This is a genomic window from Aeromonas sp. R7-4 (assembly GCF_040908055.1).
In the GTDB taxonomy this organism is placed as follows: domain Bacteria; phylum Pseudomonadota; class Gammaproteobacteria; order Enterobacterales; family Aeromonadaceae; genus Aeromonas; species Aeromonas sanarellii.
Genome location: NZ_JBFODA010000063.1, coordinates 66,635 through 84,632, shown reverse-complemented (window position 1 = coordinate 84,632; position 17,998 = coordinate 66,635). Strand labels below are relative to the sequence as shown.

The window sequence follows — 17,998 nt, the reverse complement described above, 5'->3', positions numbered from 1 at the left end:
CCCTCCCGGTCCGCAGTTCGGCCGGGAGGGGAGTGACCACCCGACAGGTTGGACGGCGCGTAAGGATGCGCGACTGGCAAAATCACACAAACGAGGACTGACAAGTGCACATGACCAAGATGGCAACGCTGGCCCTGACCCTGGGGTTTGCAAATCTGACCCAGGCAGCCCCTGTGGTTCATTTTTACAACTGGTCCGATTATATCGGCGAGACCACCCTCAGCGACTTCCAGCAGAAGACCGGGATCAAGACCGTCTACGACGTCTTCGACTCCAACGAGACGCTGGAAGGCAAGTTGCTGACCGGACGCACCGGTTACGATTTGGTCGTGCCCTCCAACAATTTCCTGGCCAAGCAGATCAAGGCGGGGGCCTTCCAGAAGCTGGATCCCGCCCTGCTGCCAAACCTGAGCAACCTGGATCCCGTGCTGCTCAAGCAGCTCGACAAGGTGGATCCGGGTCATCAGTACGCCGTGCCCTATCTGTGGGGCACCAACGGCATCGGTTACAACGTCGAGAAGGTCAAGGCGGTGCTCGGGGTCGACAAGATCGACTCCTGGGCCGTCATCTTCGAACCTGAAAACATGAAGAAGCTCTCCCAGTGCGGGGTGGCCTTCCTCGACTCGGCGGACGAGATGATCCCGGCCGCGCTCAACTACCTGGGGCTCAACCCCAACAGCCATGAGCCGGCGGATCTCAAGCGGGCCGAGGAGCAGTTGCTGAAGGTGCGTCCCTACGTGACCTACTTCCACTCCTCCAAGTACATCGGCGATCTCGCCAACGGCGACATCTGCGTGGCGGCGGGTTTCTCCGGCGACATCCTGCAGGCGGCGGCCCGGGCCGAGGAGGCGGGCAAGGGGATCCAGATTGCCTACAGCATCCCCAAGGAGGGTGGCAACCTCTGGTTCGACATGATGGCGATCCCGGCCGATGCCACCAACGTGAAAGAGGCGCACGCCCTGATCAACTACATTCTCGAGCCGCAGGTGATCGCCAAGGTGAGCGACTACGTGGGCTACGCGAACCCGAACATCAAGGCGGGCGAGTACATGGACAAGGCCGTCCGCGAGGACGAGTCGGTCTATCCCCCCCAGGCGGTGCTTGAGCGGCTCTATGTGCAGGAAGCGCATCCCCGCTCGGTGCAGCGTCTGATCACCCGGAGTTGGACCAAGATCAAGTCCGGAACCTAACCTTGGCGCCCATCCCGGGGCGCCAGATTGTATTGATGGATCGGCCCAGGCCGATCTCACCTTTGGGAGTTTGGTAATGGCGATAGCCTCCAGTGCCTACAAGAAAGCCCTCGAGGGCAGCCAGCAGCGTAAAGAAGTGCTGGTCAAAATAGACAGGGTAAGCAAGCAGTTCGACGAAACGCTGGCGGTCGACAACGTGTCTCTCAACATCCACAAGGGCGAGATCTTCGCCCTGCTGGGTGGCTCCGGCTCCGGCAAGTCCACCCTGCTGAGGATGCTGGCGGGGTTCGAGCGCCCCACCGAGGGACGGCTGTTCCTCGACGGTGTCGACATTACCGACATGCCGCCCTACGAGCGCCCCATCAACATGATGTTCCAGTCCTATGCCCTGTTCCCCCACATGACGGTGGCGCAGAACATTGCGTTCGGCCTCAAGCAGGACGGCCTGCCCAAGGCGGAGATCGACGCCCGGGTGGAGGAGATGCTCAAGCTGGTGCAGATGACCCAGTACGCCCGCCGCAAGCCGCACCAGCTCTCCGGCGGCCAGCGCCAGCGGGTGGCCCTGGCCCGTTCCCTGGCCAAGCGTCCGAAACTGCTGCTGCTGGACGAACCCATGGGGGCGCTCGACAAGAAGCTGCGCTCCACCATGCAGCTGGAGCTGGTGGAGATCATCGAGCGGGTCGGCGTGACCTGCGTCATGGTGACCCACGACCAGGAAGAGGCCATGACCATGGCCGAGCGGATCGCCATCATGCACCTGGGCTGCATCGAGCAGATCGGCAGCCCCATGGACATCTACGAGACCCCGGCCAGCCGGCTGGTGTGCGAGTTCATCGGCAACGTCAACCTGTTCGACGGCCTGCTGGTGGAGGATGAGCAGGACCACGCCACCATCGCCTGTGCGGATCTGGAACAGCCCATCTACGTGGGCCACGGCATCAGCTCCCGCGCCGAGAACAAGAAGGTCACCTATGCCCTGCGTCCGGAAAAGCTGCTGATGAGCCTGCACAAGCCGGAGGAGATCGAGCATCCGGACTTCAACTGGACCAAGGGCGAGGTCTACGACATCGCCTATCTGGGCGGCCACTCCGTCTATCACATCCAGCTGCCCTCGGGCAAAATCGTTCAGGCTTTCATCGCCAATGCCGAGCGCCACGGCAAGCGGCCGACCTGGGATGACCAGGTGTTCCTGTACTGGGAAGATGACAGCGGCGTGGTGCTGCAATCATGAAGGCATTGAGACGACTGCAACAGGCGGGGGGGCGCCAGCTGGTGATCGGCATCCCCTTCTTCTGGCTCTTCCTCTTCTTCCTGCTGCCCTTCATCATCGTCGTGAAGATCAGCTTCGCCGAAGCGGACGTGGCGATCCCGCCCTACACCGACGTGGTGAGCTGGGCGGACAACCAGCTCACCATACTGCTCAACATGGGCAACTACCTGCTGCTGGAGGAGGATGAGCTCTACATCGCGGCCTATCTCGGCTCCCTCAAGATGGCCCTGGTCAGCACCATCCTCTGCCTGCTGATCGGCTATCCCATGGCCTACGCCATTTCGAAGGCCAACAAGGAGACCCAGACCGTTCTGCTGCTGCTCATCATGATGCCGACCTGGACGGCTATCCTGATCCGGGTCTACGCCTGGATGGGCATCCTCAGCAACAACGGCCTGCTCAACGGCCTGCTGCTGGAGCTGGGCCTCATCAGCGAGCCGCTGCAGATCCTCAACACCAACCTGGCGGTCTACATCGGCATCGTCTACTCCTACCTGCCCTTCATGGTGCTGCCGCTCTACGCGAACCTGGTCAAGCACGATCAGAGCCTGCTGGAGGCGGCCTCCGACCTCGGCGCCCGCAACCTGACCCGGTTCTGGCAGATCACTGTGCCGCTCTCCAAGAACGGCATCATCGCCGGCTGCATGCTGGTCTTCATCCCCGTGGTGGGGGAGTTCGTCATCCCCGAGATGCTGGGCGGCCCGGAGACCCTGATGATCGGCAAGGTGCTGTGGCAGGAGTTCTTCAACAACCGTGACTGGCCGGTGGCCTCCGCCCTGGCGGTGGTGATGCTGGCGGTGCTGATCGTTCCGATCATTCTCTTCAACCGCAACCAGGCCAAGGAATTGGAGGGCAAGGCATGAGACGTTTCGGTTTTGCCAAGCTGATGCTGTGGCTGGGGCTGCTGTTCATCTACCTGCCCATGATCATCATGGTGATCTACTCCTTCAACGCCTCCAAGCTGGTGACGGTGTGGGGCGGCTGGTCCATGAAGTGGTACTTCGGCCTGCTCGACAACAAGCAGCTGATCGGCTCCGTGTTCCGCTCCCTGGAGATCGCCTTCTACACCGCCATCGCGGCGGTGGCGCTGGGGACGGTCGCTGCCTTCGTGCTGACCCGGATCCCCCGCTTCCGTGGCCGGACACTGTTCGGCGGCATGGTGACGGCGCCCCTGGTCATGCCCGAGGTGATCACCGGTCTGTCGCTGCTGCTGTTGTTCGTGGCCATGGCCCAGCTGGTGGGCTGGCCCGCCGAGCGGGGCATGCTGACCATCTGGATAGCGCACACCACCTTCTGTACCGCCTACGTGGCTATAGTGGTGTCGGCGCGACTGCGGGAGCTGGATCTCTCCATCGAGGAGGCGGCCATGGACCTGGGGGCCAAGCCGTGGAAGGTGTTCTTCCTGATCACCATCCCCATGATAGCCCCGTCCCTGGCGGCGGGTGGTATGATGTCATTCGCCCTGTCGCTGGATGACCTGGTGCTGGCGAGCTTCGTCTCCGGTCCGGGGTCGACCACCCTGCCGATGGAAGTGTTCTCGGCGGTGCGTCTCGGGGTGAAGCCCGAGATCAACGCCATCGCGAGCCTGATCCTGCTGTCCGTATCCCTGTTCACCTTCGGTAGCTGGTACCTGATGGCGAGGGCGGAGAAGCGTCGCCGCGCCGAGATCGCCATGACCACCCAGATGCAGGCAGTGGCCTGACCTGCCCCGTGATAAGATCCGCATTCCCCCATCCGTCAGGAGAATGGAATGCGGATCTCCCTCTTTATCGGCCAGAGCGCCGAACTGAACCCCGAACAGGCTCCCGGCCTCGTCAGCGCCATCCACAAGCAGCCTGTCGACACACCCCTGTGGTGCGGCTTCCTCGGCCTTCGCGGGGATGAGCAGAGCGACCGACGCCATCACGGCGGCCCGGATCGGGCCCTGCACCATTATCCTGCGGATCACTACCCCTGGTGGAAGACCTGGCAAACCGCGCTGGGCCTGCCCGCGCCCCGCACCCCCTGGCAGCCCGCCGCCTTCGGCGAGAATCTCTCTGGCCTGGGGCTCGGCGAGACGCAGGCCTGCATCGGCGATGTCTATCGTCTCGGCGAGGCGCTGATCCAGATCAGCCAGCCGAGATCCCCCTGTTTCAAGCTCAACCAGCGCTTTGGCTATGGTCAGCTGTCCCAGGTGATGCAGCTCAATGGTCGCTGCGGCTGGCTGCTGCGGGTGCTGGAAGAGGGAAGGGTGGCCCCCCAGGCCGAGCTGGTATTGGTGGACAGGCCCTACCCCGAGCTGACGGTGAAGCGCACCGCCGACATCCTGTTCAACCAGACCCGCAACGAGGAGGATCTGCAACTGCTGCTGGAGAATCCTGCCCTCTCTCCCAACTGGCGCCAGCATGCGGCTCATTGGCTGGAGCATGGTGTGGTGGCGGACTGGCGCCGGCGTCTGCTGGGGCCGGCCGAGTTCCAGGTGCCGCCGCAGGCGTGATGACGTCACAGGAGGACGGTCGCGCTCGTTTTTTCCTCGATGCGCTGAATTGTTGAGCGGAAAGCCATTTTTTTGATGTGAATGCAAAAAAAGGCTTGTGTCGGGTCGGGGCTTTCGGTAAATTCTCGCCCCGCAGACATCGGTGTGTAGCGCAGCTTGGTAGCGCACTTCGTTCGGGACGAAGGGGTCGGAGGTTCGAATCCTCTCACACCGACCAAATTCAACAAGGGCTTAGCTTCGGCTAGGCCCTTGTGCTTTTCCGGCCTTCCCGTTCTGGTGGGCATGCCCTCTTCGCCCCCTTCTTCTTCTGTTGCATGACCCTGAACTCCCCAGTATCAATCCCGATACAGTGTGTGCCTGGTTCGTTTGGTTTATTTATCAACGCATTGCCGTTCCCCATGACGGGTTGCGGGGTGCCCCCTGTTTCAGGCCTGTGACAGGTCTCGGCATCAGTTCCTGTAACCCCTTGTTTTTTCACTCTCCACCCGCTGGCATATGGCTTGCTCCATCGCTCTCGTCATGACGACAGGCGGTCGCAGGTGTCCGTGTTGATCGGCGCCACCCGGCCACACAAGGACAACGTCAAGGAGAGATCGACATGTTCGTCAGTAAACGATGGGCGACTATGCTGGGGGCCGTGCTCACGCTCGGACTGCTCGGCACGACGCCGGCACAGGCCGCCGACCCCGTTGGGGTCCAGACTACGCTGGAGGGCTGCCGCAAAGACGCGAGCTTCACCTTCCCCGATGGCGGTCCCTTCATCTGCCCCGACGAGGACTACACCACAGGCAACCTAGGCAAGACGTGGAACGAACTCGACCTCGTTCCTTACCGCATCACGCTGCAGGCCGGCAATTCGGCCCCGGCCAGCCAGACATACACCCTGGGGGTGGTACTGGACAACGAGGACGCAGGCAAACCCGGATATGACATCCTGTCGGCCCCCGTGCTGAATGTGGGCAAGTCGAACGCATCCTGCGTGGCGGCCCAATCGACACAGCAAACGCCATTGGATCCCGGCATCGGCGGAACCGACGTCTCGATTTACCGGCTGATCACGGTCACTCAGGCGAAAAACACCACCTGCGTTTACGACTACTACGGCCGGCTGGCCCTGGGGTCGCACCTGTTCCCGGGCTCGTCGCTGCACGCCAATCTCCTGGCCGAGGATCTCGGCACGGGGGGCGCTGGCGCACGGGATGTGTCGATCCCCGTCAAGGAGATCGAACCGCAGGAAATATCCAAGACGATGACGGCTCACCAGGGGGCGGAGCAGACCTGGAATATCTCCAAGGGAACCGAAGATACCCTGGACTTCGGCAACGTCTGTCGCAGTGACGCGCCGGCATCCCTGCCCGTCCAGATCACGGTGACCTGGACCAAGGCGGAGGTCATCGGCGGCAAGGTCGCGGTCAACATAGTGCTGAACGCGAAGAACCCGGCCGCGCGCACCATCACCATCGACTTGACGGACAAGCTCTATAAGGGCTCGAACAACAGTGGCACCCTGCTGGGCACCTACAATGAGGGTCCATTCGACCTCGCCCCCGGCTTCAACGGCATGGTCGCCGAATTCACGGTCGAATTCGACGCGGCCACGGCGGGCAAGGTCGGCGACTGGCTGCACAACGAGGTGTCAGGAGTCTATACGGACAAGGCAACCGGCATCGCGGTGCCGGGCACGACGACGGCGGTCGCGGACGCCCAGATCCAGCAGGGCGCCATCACCAATGCTTCGACGACCATCAAGGACGTGGAGGAGATCGACGGCGATGGCCTGACCTATTCAGTCGCAACACCGTCACTCGGCGGCTTCCTGGACGGCTACCTCGCGGGCGACAAGACGGATGGCGTGGTAGGGTGGCAGGTGACAGGCCAGACAGACAGCGGTTCCATTACCTTCAACAAGGAGGTCTACCTCGATGATCCCAAGCGGGTCACGACAGGCGTATTGAGAGATACCGCCTACCTGACCGCGTCGGACGGATTCGCAGCCAGCACCGACGAGCTGCAGATCCCGATCGCCTCCTCGGCCAAGGCCAAACTCACCATCGAGAAGAGCATCCCCAGCTTCCTGGATACGGGCGAGAAGCTCGAGATAACGTTCCACATTACCCGCGCCAATGATGGCACATTCAGCAAGACCAAGGTCATCACCTTCACGGGCGGTGGCGCGACGACGCAGTCCGTCACGGCATGGGGCCTGGTTCCCGACACCTATTACGTCGAGGAGCAGGGCAGCATGTTCTTCGCCGCCGGCAGCGACACGGGCGTTCCCATCGGTCTGGCCGATCCGCGCGATCCAACGGTGTACCCGAATCCCAGGACGGTGAACCTCCAGCTCGAAGACGGTATGGCGACCCGTTGCTCGGCAACCGTCGACTTCCAGAACGAGCCGACGGACGAGCCTGCCAAGGCACAGGTGGAGAAGACCACTGAGCCGGCGCTGGAAAGCTCGGATGACGACTACTACTGGACCTTCAAGCTGTATGGTCCGGGCGGCGCGCTGCTGAGCACGCAAGAAGTCGGCGCGGGTGCGGGTTACGGTACCTTCCAGGGGGGCGGTGGTGACCTGCTGCTCATGACCGAGGGTACCTACACGGTCGTGGAGACCACCAAGGCGGGCTGGGATCTGATTTCGGCCAATCCGGACTCACCGATCCAGGACAAGGTCTGCGACTTTACGGTCGACTATCCGGAGGATGCAGGCAAGGTCTTCTCCTGCTCGTTCCTGAACCGGGAACGCGGCAGGGCACAGGTCCTCAAGACCGTGAATGGCAGCGGCGATCTGGGCAGCTACTCGTTCACCTTCGTGCTGCGGCAGGGGGCGACTACCTTCTCCATCGGCGAGACTCTGGAGTCGATGTCGGCCAATGCCGGGAACGGCGGCACCCTGGCGTTTACGCAGGAGCTCATCCCCGGCCAGACCTATCAGATCTGCGAGATCGTGGGTCCGGGGTGGCTCACCAACTTCGGAACCTTCGTGCCGAATGCCTTCATGCCACCGGATGGTGTCGTCATCAACCCGAATGTCGACAACAGCATACTCTGTGGCGACTTCGAGGTGGGTCCGGGGGAAACCAAGGTGTTCAGGATCGACAACACACCGCCCCCAGGGGGTCGTGCATTGACCATCGGTTTCTGGCGGAACTGGGCGTCCTGCGCCAAATCCAATGGCAAACAGAACCCCGTGCTTGACCAGACGCTGGCCTCCTTCGCCGGTGGCGGAGTCTACATCGGCAACCTGTTCGTGGATACCTGCCAGGAGGCCGTACGTATCCTGAGCAAGCAGGATGTCGGGAGCGGCAAGCAGAAGTCGAGCGATCCGGCGTTCAACATGGCGGCGCAACTGCTCGCCGCGAAGCTGAACGCACAGGCCGGGGCCGGTGTGTGCCCGAATGCGGCCACGGCTATGGTTGCTGGCCAGGCCATCCTCGATGGCGCACCGCCGAGCTATGCGGTGAGCTTCACCGGGATGGGGGATTATCCGAAGAAGGGTCAATTTGCGACCGAGGCGAACAACCTCGCCACGTCGCTTGACCAGTACAACAACAACTACCTGTGTGCCGGGCCGTAAAGAGGCCGCACACAAGGTGTCCAGCGAGGGCCCGGCGCAAGCCGGGCCCTCTTTTTAATCTGGCGGGCAAGGCGGTGGCTGTATGTGGTGGGTTTGGCAGCACCTGCTCGGTGCCTTGCCACTGTGCGGTCAGACAGGGGGCAGGGCTGCTGCTGGTGTCTTGTGGCCGGCATACGGACGGTCAGACGTGAGGGAGCCGGGTTGGCAGAGCATCGGCGAGCTTCGACAAGATGAGGCACCAGCGCGCCAGCCGGCGGCTTGCGGGAGTCGGAGCCTGCCGTCATCTTGTCGCGCTGAGGCGGTTCACCCCCATGGCAGCCTGTCTGCAGGGATCGTGGGGAACATGGGGTGACGCTGTCCCGGACCTGGGGTCTTGCTGACAGCTCTCCACCAAGGGCCGCATCGCGTGCAGTTGGACATTCGGCACTGACTGGCGTGTCTGAATGGCGGGGAGATAGACGGGGCATGGCGCCCAATTAAAAGGGCCACCGCTCGGTGGCCCCACGGGTGGAGTCTGATCCTGACTCCGGCACTCTAGATTGTGGCAATCTCGTTGTGGGTCTTGTCGATGGTGCCCTCCTTGCGCGCCAGGCGCGTGATCAGATATGCCAGTGTTGATGGCGCAATGCCTTGAAGCCGTGTTGAGTTTGCAGAGCCGCATGCTTGGGGTACTCGCTGATGAAGTGTTCGAGACCCTCCACCAGTTGTGAGCGCAACGAAGACACGGGCTCATGCCAGGCTTGCAGGCAGAGATGGCCGGGGATCAACTGCTCTCGATACGCTTCCAGCAGTTGTTCTGGCCAGGGCTCGATATGGGAATCATGACGCAGCAAATAGTGGGCGGCGGGTTCACGGGCATAGATGAACTGAACTTGGGCCAGGTCGCGTTGGCTTAGCGTTTGGCTGCCGATGTGGCAAGTCAGATATTTTCCCGTCTTCAGATTCAGGAAGTGACCGCGTTGCCGACAGGCAATGATGCGATACCAGGGCAGGGGTGAACAGAGAGAATACCCCTCCAGCTCCTGTTCCAACCAGTGACGACACTCAGGCGTCTGCACCTGTTCGCGCATGGCCTCGAGCTGTGTCAACAAGGCTCTGGATGGTTGGGTAGCCAGTGTCGCGCTCATCGTCTGCAATCCTCCCTCTGCACAGAATCCCGACTTTCAGTATGGACCTTGGCCGACGGAGGGGGGTAGCAATTCTAATGATTAAAATCGGCTTAGAAGCGCACTTTTTATTCAATAAAGGCCACTATCCGACCAGGTAGGTGCCGGTGCCGAAGGCGATGTGGGTCCCTTCTTCGTTGTGCAGTTCCATACGGGCGACGGCCACCTTGCTGCCGGCCCGGATGATGTGGGCGGTGGCGATGAACTCGTTGCCGCGCCCCGGGCGCAGGTAGTCCACCCGCAGGTCTATGGTGCCGAGGCGGGAGAAGCGCTCCTTGAGGTAGCTGGGGGAGAAGTCCTCCAGCTCGTCGATGCAGGAGGCTGCCACTATCATGCCGCCGGCCACGTCCAGCAGGCTGGCGGTGACGCCGCCGTGCAGGATGTTGTGGAAGGGGTTGCCGACCAGCTTCTCCTCCATCCTGATGCGCAGCTCCACCCGGTCGAAGTCGTAGTGGGTCACCTGCATGCCGATCAGCTTGTTGAAGGGCATCTTCTCGGCGAACAGGTTGGCAATGCCACTGAGCGCCATCTTCTTGAGCATCTGTTTCATTCTCTGAGTCCGATCCCTGTCATCAAAGCCGAGTAAAAACTCCAGCCAGTCTGCAACACTTCCTTAACAGTCGCAATGCCAGGTTTATTGTGAGCGGCGGCTGCTTTAGAATGGCGACCCCAAAGGAGAGCCCATGACCGCGATTGCCGATACCTTGCCCGATACCCCCCTTGCCCTGCTGCAGGCGGTGTTTGGCTATCAGCAATTCAGGCCGGGTCAGCTCGAGATCATCGAGCAGATAGTGGCGGGGCGCGATGCCCTGGTACTCAAGCCCACCGGTGGCGGCAAGTCCCTCTGCTACCAGATCCCGGCGCTGCTGCGCCCCGGCCTGGGGGTGGTCGTCTCGCCGCTTATCTCGCTGATGAAGGATCAGGTGGACAGTCTGCGCGCCAACGGGGTGGCAGCGGTCTACATCAACTCGGCCCTGAGCCGGGAGGAGATGATCCAGAACTTCGCCGCTATGCGCCGCGGCGAGATAAAGATCGTCTACGTCTCCCCCGAGCGGCTGCTGCAACACGAATTCATGGATCGGCTGGCGGAGCTGCCGCTCGGCCTGTTCGCCATCGACGAGGCTCACTGCGTCTCCCAGTGGGGCCACGATTTTCGGCCGGAATACGCGGCGCTGGGGCGGCTCAAGCAGTGGTTCCCCCAGGTACCCGTGGTGGCGCTCACCGCCACCGCCGACGAGGCGACCCGCAGCGATATGCTGCACCGGTTGGAACTGAGCGATCCCTTTATCCACACCGCCAGCTTCGACCGGCCCAATATCCGCTACAGCCTGGTGGAGAAGTTCAAGGCGGCGGAACAGCTGCTGCGCTATGTGCAGAGCCAGAAGGGCAACTGCGGCATCGTTTACTGCTCCAGCCGCAACCGGGTGGAGGAGGTGGCCGAGCGGCTCTCCCGCCACGGCTGCAAGGCGGCCCCCTACCACGCCGGCCTGCCGCTGGAGCTGCGCCAGCAGACCCAGGAGGCCTTCCTCAAGGACGACATCGAAATCGTGGTGGCGACGGTGGCGTTCGGCATGGGCATCGACAAGCCGAATGTGCGCTTCGTGGTGCACTACGACATCCCCAAGAACATCGAGTCCTACTATCAGGAGACCGGCCGCGCCGGTCGAGACGGCACCCCGGCCGAGGCGTTGCTGCTCTACGATCCCGCCGACATCGGCCGGGTGCGGCGCCTGCTCGACAACATCGAAAACCCCCAGCAGTTGCAGGTGGAGCAGTACAAGCTCAACGTGATGGCGGCCTTCGCCGAGGCACAGACCTGCCGGCGCCAGGTGCTGCTCAACTACTTCGGCGAGTACAACGACAAGCCGTGCGGTAACTGCGACATCTGCCTCGATCCGCCCCAGAGCTATGACGGCACCGAAGATGCCCAGAAGGCGCTCTCCTGCGTCTGGCGGGTGGGGCAGGCCTTCGGGGTGGGCTACGTGGTCGAGGTGCTGCGCGGCTCGCTCAACCAGCGCATCAAGGATCACGGCCACGACAAGCTCTCCACCTACGGCATCGGCAAGGATCAGAGCCACGAGTACTGGATGAGCGTCATCCGCCAGCTGATCCACAAGGGGCTCTTGACCCAGAACATCACCCGCAACCTGGTGCTGCAGCTCACCGAGGCGGCCCGCCCGGTACTGCGCGGCGAGGTGAAGCTGGATCTGGCGGTGCCCCGCTTGCAACCTATCTCCAGCCGCAAGGAGAAGCGCAACGGTCTGCTCGACAGCGCCAACTACGACAAGCGGCTGTTCAAGGAGCTGCGCGCCCTGCGCAAGCAGATTGCCGAGGAGGAGGAGGTGCCGCCCTACGTGGTGTTCAACGACGCCACCCTGGTGGAGATGGCGCAGCTCATGCCGATGACCGAGGACGAGATGCTGGCGGTCAACGGCGTCGGTCACCGCAAGCTGGAGCGCTTCGGTGAGGCCTTTATGGACCTTATCATCGACTACTGCCGGCGGTAGGGTCGATTAGCGCAGCGTAATCGACCGCATCGGGGATAGGGCGTCGCCAGGCTACTTCAGGCTGGCGTAATAGGCTGCCAGGTTCTCCATGTCCGCCTCGGTCAGGGCCACCATGAAGGGCACCATCAGGGGCTCCTTGCGGCTGCCATCCTTGAAGGCCTTCAGCTGTTTCACCAGATAGGCGGCATTCTGGCCAGCCAGGTGGGGATAGACGGGCACGCTCGCCTTGCCATCCACGCCGTGGCAGGCGGCACAGACCGCCGCCTTGGCCTTGCCCGCGTCGATGTCGGCGGCCTTGACCTGATGTCCCCAGGTCAGCGCCAGCAGGGGCAGGGTATAGACCCACTTTGGCATCTTCTTCTCCTTGAAATGAATAATCGCGATCGCCTGTTAGCCTCAAGGGGCTGGCGGCGGTATAAAGGTGACACGAGCATACGCAGGGACAACCCCCATCACCATGAAGCTGATCAACACTTTCGCCACCGAGCTGCCCTGGGCCTGCGAGCCCGTCGCGCCCCAGCCCCTGCATGAGCCCAGGTTGCTGCACCTCAACCAGGGGCTGCTGCGGGAGCTGGGACTGGACCGGGTCAGCGCGGCCGATTGGCTGGCCTGCTGTGGTCTGGGGCAGCCCCTGTCCGGCATGCAGCCGGTGGCCCAGGTCTATGCGGGCCACCAGTTCGGCGGCTACAGCCCACGCCTCGGCGATGGCCGGGCGTTGCTGCTGGGGGAGCAAGCGGCGCCGGATGGCAGCCGCTGGGACCTGCATCTCAAGGGAGCGGGCAAGACCCCCTTCTCCCGTTTCGGCGACGGCCGCGCCGTGCTGCGCTCCAGCATTCGCGAATACCTCGCCTCCGAGGCGCTGCATGCCCTCGGCATCCCTACCACTCGCGCCTTGGTGCTGGTGGGGAGCCAGGAGCCGGTCTACCGGGAGCAGGTCGAGACGGGGGCGACCGTGCTGCGCACCGCACCCAGCCACCTGCGCTTTGGCCACGTCGAGTATTTCGCCTGGAGCGGTCAGGGGGAGAAGATCCCCTTGCTGATCGACTATGCGCTGCGTCACCACTTCCCCGAGCTGACCGATGGCGCAGAGCTGTTCGCCGAGGTGGTGCGGCGCACCGCGCGCCTCATCGCCAAGTGGCAGGCGGCGGGGTTCTGCCACGGAGTGATGAACACAGACAACATGTCCCTGCTCGGCCTGACCCTGGATTACGGCCCCTACGGCTTCATCGATGCCTATGTGCCGGACTTCGTCTGCAACCACTCGGATCCGGGCGGTCGCTATGCGCTGGATCAGCAGCCGGCGGTGGGGTACTGGAACCTGCAGAAGCTGGCCCAGGCGCTGGCCGGTCATGTGGATGGCGACGCCCTGGCGTCGGCCCTGGCCCAGTATGAACACCAGCTGATGCTGCACTACTCCGAGCTGATGCGCGAAAAACTGGGACTGGCGAGCTGGGAGGATCAGGATCCTGCCCTGTTCCGCGAGCTGTTCCGGCTGCTGGCGGCGCACGGGGTGGATTACCACCTCTTCCTGCGAAGGCTCGGGGCGCTGACCGTACAGGGGACCTGGCCCACCGCTCTGCTGGCGCTGTTGCCGGACCCGGCCGCCTGGCAGGAATGGCTCGAAACCTATCGGGCGCGCCTGGCCAGGGAAGGGAGCGAGGATGGGGCGCGCAAGGCGCGCATGGATGCCGTCAACCCCAAGTATGTGCTGCGCAACGCCCTGGCCCAGCGGGTGATAGAGGCTGCCGAGGGAGGTGAGATGGCGCCGTTCGAGCGGCTGTTTGCGACCCTGCAGCAGCCCTATGCAGAGCAGCCCGAATACGAGGATCTCGCTACTCCGCAACCGGCATGGTATTGCGGCGGCGAGCTCTCTTGCAGCAGTTGAGGACCCGGATGAAAGAGATGAACTGGCAAGTGGTGGGCATTGATGAGGGCGCTAGCGTGCTGATGCTGGATTGCCCGGGCCTTGACTGGGACAACTTTCCGGCCCTGGCCGAGGGGCTGCTGCGGGAGTGGGAGCTGGCGGCGATCGAGCGGGAGTGGGGCGCCGATCGCCACGGCTGGCTTCTGGAGTTCGAAGGCAGCCGGCTGCGGCTGGAGTATGAGCATCACAGCGGCTGCTGGCTGACGGCTGTGCACCCCGCCGATGGCGAGGTCGTGCTCTGGCTGGGGCGACGGCATAAAGGGTGAGCCGTGGCTGGAGGAGCCCATGACGTCGTCCTTTGGCGACTGCCGTGGCGAGCCAGCGCGACAGCATAAAGATTGAACTATCGGTATTGGGGCGTATAATCGCGCCCCTCGATTATCGCCATGGTGGCGATATGGGTTCCCTAACCCCATTAACCAAAAAGGTCACAATATGAACCTGACTCCGGCTCAGTACCAGACGGCACTGATGCGTCTCTCGTTGTTCCACATCCTGATCATCGCCGGCAGCAACTACCTGGTGCAGCTGCCGATCACCATCTTCGGCTTCCACACCACCTGGGGCGCCTTCAGCTTCCCGTTCATCTTCCTGGCCACCGATCTGACAGTGCGGATCTTCGGTGCCGGTCTGGCCCGCAGGATCATCCAGACCGTGATGCTGCCGGCGCTGGCGGTCTCCTATGTGCTCTCGGTGCTCTTCTTCGAGGGCAGTTATCAGGGGGTGGGCAACCTGGCAGAGTTCAACCTCTTTGTTGCCCGGATCGCGTTAGCCAGCTTTATGGCCTATCTGGTGGGCCAGTTCATGGACGTGGTGGTGTTCAACCGCCTGCGCCTGCTCAGGGCCTGGTGGGTGGCACCGGCGGCTTCCACCCTGTTCGGCAACCTGGTGGACACCATCGCCTTCTTCAGCATCGCCTTCTGGTGCAGCACGGATCCCTTCATGGCCGAGCACTGGGTCGAGATAGCAACCGTGGACTACGTGTTCAAGCTGCTGATAAGCCTGGGGTTGTTTGTGCCGCTCTACGGCGTGCTGCTGCGCTACCTCAGCCGCAAGCTGGTGGGGGAGGCAGGGCTGGACGGCCTGCAAACCGCGGCCCGTCAAGCCTGATGGAGGATGACCACCCTGGGGTGGTCATTTTTTTCGCATTTCTTGCAAATAAGGCTTGCACAGTTAAATGAGAATGATTATTGTTACCTTGTTTTCCGGGAAAGACTTCATTTGTTCCAACGTGATGGACTTCTTGTGAAGGCACGACATTGCTCACATTGCTTCCAGTTAAGGGGCCAGTAGTTTACTGGCCCTCTTTTTTTGTTCTTTTTCAGACCCTTGCAGACTGAGCCCGGTCATAAAAAATGGGAGCCAGGGCTCCCATCTTCAGTCTGTGTCCGCTTACTCGATGTCGAGGGCATCGGGGGAGAGGATGACCCCTGTGGTATCGGCGTAAAGGTGATCGTCTGGCAGGAAGGTAACGCCGCCGAAGTTGACCGGCAGGTCGGTCTCTCCGATATCCTTGCTGTCGGCACCCACCGGAATGGCAGCCAGCGCCTGAATGCCGATATCCAAGTCTTCCAGAATGTCGACCTCGCGCACGCAGCCGTAGCAGACGATCCCTTCCCACTCGTTCTCCGCCGCCGTGGTGGCGATCTCGCTGTCGATCAGGGCGCGGCGCATGGAGCCGCCACCGTCGATCAGCAGCACGCGACCGGCGCCGTTCTCCTTGACCAGTTCACGGATCAAGCCGTTTGATTCGAAGCATTTGACCGTGGTGATGACGCCGCCGAAAGAGGCGCGACCGCCGAAGGAGCAGAGCATGGGTTCGAGCACATCCACCATGTCCTGATAGATGTCGCACAGTTCTGAAGTGTTGTATTCCATTGTGTCAGATCCACCGCTGGAAACAGGTGGATCCAGTATAAGGAGTGGGGTTGGCATTTCAATGAATATTCCTTGAACGGACATATGGATAACGTATTCTGCCCGCGATCGATGCAGTCCACCCCCAGAGCCCCAGAGGTTTATCGTGCTGATCCGCCACAAGTTGATATTGAATACCGCCCTGGTTGCCACGGCCATGCTGACCCTGAGCGGGCTCTTCTTCTACGCCAGCCAGGAGAGCCGGCACATGATGGAGGCACAGCGCAGCGTCGATGCACTCGAGCGCGCCATGTTGCAACTGAGGGGGGCCGAGCAGGACTTCTTGCTGCACAAGGATCCGGCCGACGTCGACCGGTTCAACGCCGTGCTGGCGGATGTGCACTCCCTGGAGCAGACCCTGGAGGCGGACGACCGCCTGGGCAACGCCCGGGCCGGGTTGACGGGCCTGGATCGCCAGTTCGGTGCCTATGGCAAGGCCTTCAACGAGCTGGTGGCCCAGCAGCAGAAGATAGGGCTGGGGCCGGAGGATGGCCTCTATGGCCGGTTGAGGGCGGCGGTGCACAAGGTGGAGGAGGCCCTCAAGGCGCAGGATCAGCAGACTCTGCTCATCACCATGCTGCAGCTGAGGCGCGCGGAGAAGGACTTCATGCTGCGCTCGGACATCCAGTACCTCGAGCGTTTCCAGACCCTGCATGCCGCCTTCCAGCAGGGGCTCGGCGGCCTGCCACAGACGCAGCGCAACGAGCTGGAGCAGGCCAGCGAGCAGTACCGGCAGGATTTAGTCGCCCTGGTGCAGGGCATGCAGGTACTGGGGCTGAAGGAGACGTCCGGACTGCGCGGCCAGATGCACACCCTGGTGCTGCAGGCCGAGCAGGCCCTCAAGGGCGCCAGCCAGCAGGTCGCCGACGAGCTGGCCCGCCAGACCACGGGTTTCAATCGGCTGATGTTGGCCTGTGGCGCCCTGATCATCCTGGGCATCGGTTTTATGAGCGTGCTGCTGGGCCGCAGCATCGACAGGCCCATCGCGCGGGTCAATGACACCGTCAACCGCATCCGCCGGGACAACGACCTGCGCCTGCGCATCGCCCTGAAGGGGGATGACGAGATGGCGCAGCTGGCGGGCAATCTCGATGTGATGCTGGATGGCTTCCGCCATCTGATAGGGGACGTGAAACAGAGCGTGAACACCCTGACCGGGGCGGCGGATCACCTCTCTGACAATGTGCGCCGCACCAGCGAGGGGGCCCAGCGCCAGCTGCTGGAGACGGATCAGGTGGCGACCGCCTCCACCGAGATGGGTTCCACCATAGAGGAGATAGCCCGCAACACCGAACAGGCCGCCAGCGATGCCGCGGCCACCAACCACAAGGCCAGCGAGGGGCGTGGCGCGGTCGAGCAGACCGTCAACCAGATCCACGCTCTGGCGATCCAGCTGGAGCAGGCGTCCGGCGAGGTGGCCCGTTTGCAGCAGGAGAGCGAGACCATAGGCTCGGTGCTGGGGGTGATCCGCGGCATCGCCGATCAGACGAACCTGCTGGCCCTCAATGCGGCCATCGAGGCGGCGCGGGCAGGGGAGCAGGGTCGCGGTTTCGCCGTGGTGGCGGACGAGGTGCGCAGCCTCGCCATCCGTACCCAGCAGTCGACCCAGGAGATCGCCGTCATCATCCACTCCCTGCAGCAGCAGACCGACAGCATAGTGGCCAGGATGGCGCTCTGCCGGGAGCAGGGCGATCAGAGCGCGCAGCAGGCGAGGGTGGCCGGCGGGCTGCTCGGCCAGATAACGGAAGATGTCACCCGTATTATGGACATGAGCACCCAGATCGCCGCCGCCATCGAGCAGCAGAGCCTGGTGGCCAACGAGGTGAACCGCAACGTCAGCAGTATCCGCGACATCGCCCAGGCGTCGAGCCAGATGGCGGAAGACAACGCCAGCTCCAGCCAGGGCTTGAGCGAGCAGGCCAGGCTGCTGAATCGGGCGGTGGAGCCGTACCGGGTGTGACTGACCTTCTG

Annotated in this window: 15 protein-coding genes and 1 tRNA gene; 12 read left to right on the top strand and 4 right to left on the bottom strand. The window is 62.8% G+C overall.

Annotated elements, in window-relative coordinates; all coding sequences use genetic code 11:
• Positions 1 to 104: 104 nt before the first annotated feature.
• From AB5Y72_RS17260 to AB5Y72_RS17230, 7 genes are all read left to right on the top strand, one after another.
• The gene (locus tag AB5Y72_RS17260; RefSeq protein WP_084202771.1) at positions 105 to 1,190 is read left to right on the top strand and encodes a polyamine ABC transporter substrate-binding protein; all 1,086 of its coding nucleotides are present in this window, start codon (positions 105 to 107) and stop codon (positions 1,188 to 1,190) included.
• 76 nt (positions 1,191 to 1,266) lie between these two features.
• Positions 1,267 to 2,421, top strand: coding sequence for a polyamine ABC transporter ATP-binding protein (potA, locus tag AB5Y72_RS17255; RefSeq protein WP_042077118.1), 1,155 nt, complete (start codon positions 1,267 to 1,269; stop codon positions 2,419 to 2,421).
• Positions 2,418 to 3,323: an ABC transporter permease subunit gene (locus AB5Y72_RS17250; RefSeq protein WP_042077120.1), complete on the top strand. Its 906-nt coding sequence runs from the start codon at positions 2,418 to 2,420 to the stop codon at positions 3,321 to 3,323. Before potA ends, AB5Y72_RS17250 begins: the two co-directional genes overlap by 4 nt.
• Entirely contained in the window at positions 3,320 to 4,162 is an 843-nt protein-coding gene (locus AB5Y72_RS17245) for an ABC transporter permease subunit (RefSeq protein WP_042077122.1), read from the top strand. The genes AB5Y72_RS17250 and AB5Y72_RS17245 overlap by 4 nt, the downstream gene beginning before the upstream one ends.
• 48 nt (positions 4,163 to 4,210) lie before the next feature.
• Positions 4,211 to 4,936 carry an MOSC domain-containing protein gene (locus AB5Y72_RS17240; protein ID WP_042077123.1) on the top strand — a complete coding sequence of 242 codons (726 nt, stop codon included), beginning with the start codon at positions 4,211 to 4,213 and terminating at the stop codon, positions 4,934 to 4,936.
• A gap of 140 nt (positions 4,937 to 5,076) precedes the next feature.
• Positions 5,077 to 5,153 (top strand) — tRNA-Pro (locus AB5Y72_RS17235).
• 381 nt (positions 5,154 to 5,534) lie between these two features.
• The gene (locus AB5Y72_RS17230) at positions 5,535 to 8,513 is read left to right on the top strand and encodes a hypothetical protein (RefSeq protein WP_325782758.1); all 2,979 of its coding nucleotides are present in this window, start codon (positions 5,535 to 5,537) and stop codon (positions 8,511 to 8,513) included.
• A 599-nt stretch (positions 8,514 to 9,112) separates the two neighbouring features.
• Here AB5Y72_RS17230 and AB5Y72_RS17225 read toward each other — a convergent pair.
• Together AB5Y72_RS17225 and AB5Y72_RS17220 are read right to left on the bottom strand one after the other, a co-directional pair.
• Entirely contained in the window at positions 9,113 to 9,640 is a 528-nt protein-coding gene (locus tag AB5Y72_RS17225; protein ID WP_084202773.1) for a hypothetical protein, read from the bottom strand.
• Between the two features lie 124 nt (positions 9,641 to 9,764).
• On the bottom strand, positions 9,765 to 10,229 hold the full coding sequence (locus AB5Y72_RS17220) for a thioesterase family protein (RefSeq protein ID WP_042077125.1): 465 nt from the start codon (positions 10,227 to 10,229) through the stop codon (positions 9,765 to 9,767).
• 133 nt (positions 10,230 to 10,362) lie between these two features.
• Here AB5Y72_RS17220 and recQ point away from each other — a divergent pair, with 133 nt between their 5' ends.
• The gene (recQ, locus tag AB5Y72_RS17215; protein WP_216991438.1) at positions 10,363 to 12,186 is read left to right on the top strand and encodes an ATP-dependent DNA helicase RecQ; all 1,824 of its coding nucleotides are present in this window, start codon (positions 10,363 to 10,365) and stop codon (positions 12,184 to 12,186) included.
• A gap of 51 nt (positions 12,187 to 12,237) precedes the next feature.
• On the opposite strand, the gene AB5Y72_RS17210 is transcribed toward recQ, so the two are convergent.
• The gene (locus AB5Y72_RS17210; RefSeq protein WP_368199315.1) at positions 12,238 to 12,540 is read right to left on the bottom strand and encodes a cytochrome c; all 303 of its coding nucleotides are present in this window, start codon (positions 12,538 to 12,540) and stop codon (positions 12,238 to 12,240) included.
• A gap of 103 nt (positions 12,541 to 12,643) precedes the next feature.
• On the opposite strand from AB5Y72_RS17210, the gene AB5Y72_RS17205 reads away from it, so the two are divergent.
• The 3 genes from AB5Y72_RS17205 to AB5Y72_RS17195 all read left to right on the top strand — a co-directional run bounded on the left by AB5Y72_RS17205 (position 12,644) and on the right by AB5Y72_RS17195 (position 15,220).
• Positions 12,644 to 14,071 (top strand): YdiU family protein, encoded by a 1,428-nt coding sequence (locus tag AB5Y72_RS17205; RefSeq protein WP_368199314.1) that lies wholly within the window; start codon positions 12,644 to 12,646, stop codon positions 14,069 to 14,071.
• 17 nt (positions 14,072 to 14,088) lie between these two features.
• Positions 14,089 to 14,376 carry a DUF3630 family protein gene (locus tag AB5Y72_RS17200; protein WP_368199312.1) on the top strand — a complete coding sequence of 96 codons (288 nt, stop codon included), beginning with the start codon at positions 14,089 to 14,091 and terminating at the stop codon, positions 14,374 to 14,376.
• A gap of 169 nt (positions 14,377 to 14,545) precedes the next feature.
• Complete coding sequence (locus AB5Y72_RS17195; protein WP_368199310.1) at positions 14,546 to 15,220, top strand: 7-cyano-7-deazaguanine/7-aminomethyl-7-deazaguanine transporter; 675 nt, start codon at positions 14,546 to 14,548, stop codon at positions 15,218 to 15,220.
• A 282-nt stretch (positions 15,221 to 15,502) separates the two neighbouring features.
• On the opposite strand, the gene rraA is transcribed toward AB5Y72_RS17195, so the two are convergent.
• Complete coding sequence (gene rraA, locus AB5Y72_RS17190; protein ID WP_042077135.1) at positions 15,503 to 15,988, bottom strand: ribonuclease E activity regulator RraA; 486 nt, start codon at positions 15,986 to 15,988, stop codon at positions 15,503 to 15,505.
• Positions 15,989 to 16,133: 145 nt separating this feature from the next.
• Between rraA and AB5Y72_RS17185 the strand changes: the two genes are divergently transcribed.
• Entirely contained in the window at positions 16,134 to 17,987 is a 1,854-nt protein-coding gene (locus AB5Y72_RS17185) for a methyl-accepting chemotaxis protein (RefSeq protein ID WP_368199308.1), read from the top strand.
• The last annotated feature ends 11 nt before the right edge of the window (positions 17,988 to 17,998 follow it).

Excerpts from the sequence above, each read along its gene's own strand:
- AB5Y72_RS17250 (WP_042077120.1), top strand. The coding sequence starts at position 2,418 with ATGAAGGCATTGAGACGACTGCAACAGGCGGGGGGGCGCCAGCTGGTG.
- AB5Y72_RS17210 (WP_368199315.1), bottom strand. The coding sequence starts at position 12,540 with ATGCCAAAGTGGGTCTATACCCTGCCCCTGCTGGCGCTGACCTGGGGA.
- AB5Y72_RS17205 (WP_368199314.1), top strand. The coding sequence starts at position 12,644 with ATGAAGCTGATCAACACTTTCGCCACCGAGCTGCCCTGGGCCTGCGAG.
- rraA (WP_042077135.1), bottom strand. The coding sequence starts at position 15,988 with ATGGAATACAACACTTCAGAACTGTGCGACATCTATCAGGACATGGTG.
- AB5Y72_RS17225 (WP_084202773.1), bottom strand. The coding sequence starts at position 9,640 with ATGAGCGCGACACTGGCTACCCAACCATCCAGAGCCTTGTTGACACAG.
- AB5Y72_RS17200 (WP_368199312.1), top strand. The coding sequence starts at position 14,089 with ATGAACTGGCAAGTGGTGGGCATTGATGAGGGCGCTAGCGTGCTGATG.
- recQ (WP_216991438.1), top strand. The coding sequence starts at position 10,363 with ATGACCGCGATTGCCGATACCTTGCCCGATACCCCCCTTGCCCTGCTG.
- AB5Y72_RS17220 (WP_042077125.1), bottom strand. The coding sequence starts at position 10,229 with ATGAAACAGATGCTCAAGAAGATGGCGCTCAGTGGCATTGCCAACCTG.
- AB5Y72_RS17230 (WP_325782758.1), top strand. The coding sequence starts at position 5,535 with ATGTTCGTCAGTAAACGATGGGCGACTATGCTGGGGGCCGTGCTCACG.
- AB5Y72_RS17240 (WP_042077123.1), top strand. The coding sequence starts at position 4,211 with ATGCGGATCTCCCTCTTTATCGGCCAGAGCGCCGAACTGAACCCCGAA.
- potA (WP_042077118.1), top strand. The coding sequence starts at position 1,267 with ATGGCGATAGCCTCCAGTGCCTACAAGAAAGCCCTCGAGGGCAGCCAG.
- AB5Y72_RS17245 (WP_042077122.1), top strand. The coding sequence starts at position 3,320 with ATGAGACGTTTCGGTTTTGCCAAGCTGATGCTGTGGCTGGGGCTGCTG.
- AB5Y72_RS17195 (WP_368199310.1), top strand. The coding sequence starts at position 14,546 with ATGAACCTGACTCCGGCTCAGTACCAGACGGCACTGATGCGTCTCTCG.